This window comes from Clostridium sp. UBA2485 (genome assembly GCF_002341865.1).
In the GTDB taxonomy this organism is placed as follows: Bacteria; Bacillota; Clostridia; order Clostridiales; family Clostridiaceae; genus Clostridium_J.
Genome location: NZ_DDOV01000067.1, coordinates 1 through 2,699, shown reverse-complemented (window position 1 = coordinate 2,699; position 2,699 = coordinate 1). Strand labels below are relative to the sequence as shown.

At 36.5% G+C, this 2,699-nt stretch carries 3 protein-coding genes; 2 read left to right on the top strand and 1 reads right to left on the bottom strand.

From position 1 onward, the window contains the following. Positions 1 to 347 (bottom strand): MobA/MobL family protein (locus tag B3603_RS13910; protein ID WP_291565935.1); only part of this gene is annotated, 347 nt, incomplete at its 3' end. 151 nt (positions 348 to 498) lie between these two features. Between B3603_RS13910 and B3603_RS13905 the strand changes: the two genes are divergently transcribed. Together B3603_RS13905 and B3603_RS23140 are read left to right on the top strand one after the other, a co-directional pair. Next, positions 499 to 819, top strand: a complete 321-nt coding sequence (locus B3603_RS13905; RefSeq protein WP_291565933.1) for a mobilization protein — start codon at positions 499 to 501, stop codon at positions 817 to 819. Between the two features lie 29 nt (positions 820 to 848). Continuing rightward, positions 849 to 1,040 (top strand): YqaE/Pmp3 family membrane protein, encoded by a 192-nt coding sequence (locus B3603_RS23140; RefSeq protein WP_032073103.1) that lies wholly within the window; start codon positions 849 to 851, stop codon positions 1,038 to 1,040. Positions 1,041 to 2,699: the final 1,659 nt, after the last annotated feature.

Here is a 2,699-nt window from a genome sequence, read left to right as displayed (position 1 = left end):
TGTCTGTCCACGATACTGGCGCATAGCTCTTCGAGCATGGCCAGGCGTTGTTCCTGATTTAATTCACTTGGAAAAGCGATTTCAAATTCTCGGGCAACTGTCGAGTTTTTTCGGGTTTCCCGTTGTTCAACTTCGTTCCAGAGTCTTTCCCGGTTTTTTAAATGTTCTGGTGCGCCTTCGGGTAAATAAATTTCTTTATATTCCACACCGGTTTTTCGGCTGTAGTCATGTTCTCGGCCTTCACGTTCACAATAGATCTTTTCACCGGCCCGATAGGCGATTGCAGCAGTGGCGGAACGCCCTGCTGATCGTGCTACGGTTTTGACTGAAAAGTGGTAAATCGCCATGCCTGTTTTTCGCTTTTAAATTTTCACGTNNCGGTTGTCGGGGTATTGGGGAGGCCCCAATCGTACTTGCAAACGAAGTTTGCATAAGTGCGCTCTTCGAGGAAAACATTACTATACATATAGCACCTTGAATGCATATTCAAGTGCGCATATGTTAGGGATGGTTTCCCAAGATGATGGTATTGGATTAATGAGCATTACTGAAACACTAGATAGCAAAATCAAAGCACAGGAAGAAAAGCTAAAGCAGTTAAAGGCTCAAAGACAGGCAGCACTGGCAAGAGAACGCGCCAAAGAGAAAGAACAGGCAAGAAAGGACGATACCAGACGTAAGATTTTAATCGGATCCTGCATGTTGAAAATCACCGAAGAGGATGAACAGGCTCGGGCAAAACTGATTGCTCAAATGGATAAGTATTTAACAGATGAAAGAGATCGTAAGTTGTTTGATCTGCCAATATTTAATTATTGATTTGTTGAAAAGATAAATAGGAATGTGAAATGAGATTGTTGATTGCTTTAATTTTTCCCTGGCTGCTGTTCTTCACGATAGGACGACCATTTGCAGGCATCATTTGTTTGGTACTTCAGATTACAGTTTTAGGTTGGATCCCTGCTGCCATCTGGGCAGTATATGCTTTGTCGCAATATAAGACTGATCAGAAAATTAAAAGAGCAATTCGCTCTTCATAAATAGTTTAATTTTCTGATTTTTAGATCTGATTAATTTTGTGATTTCCATCACACTTATCCATAAGTTAGTGATCGGTTTTGGGGGTCTTAGGGGTGATTGTTTGATCAATAAGTGATCTAATAAGTCTTATAACAATAACTATAAAACTCCAGAGGGAAAAAAAATTAACCCTCTAATTCTTAGTTAGAAAAAAAATAAAATAAGAATTAGAGGGTTTCATTTTTTATTAAATTCACTCTATTTTTTCCACAAAGCTCCTATCCAATATCGGTATGGGGCTATTTTTTTGAACTTCGCATAAGAGATTTTATGTTAAGTAGCCATCTTATCTCACTAAACGGTGTCTAAAAAATCGATGGATATTCAATATTTAATCTAATCAATATGTTTAAAAAACAAGTGAAAACTAAGCGTGGATCGATTTAATTCAAATAAAAAGCCCAATCTAACTAGATTGGACTTTTTGTATCAGGATAAAGTTTTGAAATTTATGATACTTTCTGCATAAATTTTTATTAGCAAAAAAGATTATTTTTAGATGAAAAAATTTAATTTTCTATTAGAAGATCTTCCAGATGATGGTGAGTATTTTGGGTATGAGGATTTTAGACTAGATCAACCTGACCGTGGATTATTCTATATAGGAATTGGCAGTCGTAGAAGAGTGAAAATACCTGAAAGAGATCATAATAGAGGACATCGAAATATAGCGAATACACACGGTGTTCTTCGCAAAGTAGTTAAAGTTTTTTCTAGCATTGAAGAAATGAATACGTGGGAAATATCACGTATCAAGGAAGTTCGTGAATTAGGTCTAACCTTGGTTAATAAAGCAGATGGTGGTGAAGGTACTCGTGGATTGATGCCATGTCGCAACTTGGAAACAGGTGAGGTAAAAGTTCTTCGAATTAAAGATATACCAGAAGGTTGGGTACATGCATCTACAGGGATGGTTCCTTGCCATAATATATTAACTGGTGAATCAAAAAACTTTTCAAAAGATGCTATTCCTGATGGATGGCAAACTTTTGGTAAAGGGATGATTCAAGCAAGAAACACTGTTACTGGGGAAATAAAGCGAATTCTCTCTAATGAGATGTCTAAAGAATGGGTTGGTATTAACAAAAAAAGAGCAACTTACAAAAATCCTAGAACTGGTGAGACAGCAATGTTTTATAGCAATCAAGTTCCAGAAGGTTGGGTTCATATATTTAAGGGCTTAGTTAGTTGTATAAATCTTCAAACAGGTGAAAAAGCAGCCTTTCCAAAAGATGCTATTCCACTAGGGTGGTCTGGAGTAACAAAGGGTAAAGTGGCAATGAAAAATCCATTAACTGGAGAAACAGGTTCCTTCTATAAAGATGAGGTTCCNNGGTTGGAATGAACAGTGGCAATAAAAAAACGAACTCTACCTTCCAAAAAGTCCAAGATATAATCACTTCAAATCCTGATGCACCCATAAAAAAACTGATCGAGCTATGTGTTGAATCAGGTATTAATAAAAGTACAAGTGGAGTTTATTGTCGTAAGTTAAAAAGACTTGCAAAATAAAATTCTTACGCTTGAATTTAGCTTATTGAATACCTACCGATTTTGTGGACACTTTTTATAGTTCTTCTAAAATTAACATAATACTGATTATGCGAAACGAGAGCCTA

What these genes read in the sequence shown, in the direction of transcription:
- B3603_RS13905 (WP_291565933.1), top strand. Translation starts at nt 499, where the DNA reads ATGTTAGGGATGGTTTCCCAAGATGATGGTATTGGATTAATGAGCATT.
- B3603_RS23140 (WP_032073103.1), top strand. Translation starts at nt 849, where the DNA reads ATGAGATTGTTGATTGCTTTAATTTTTCCCTGGCTGCTGTTCTTCACG.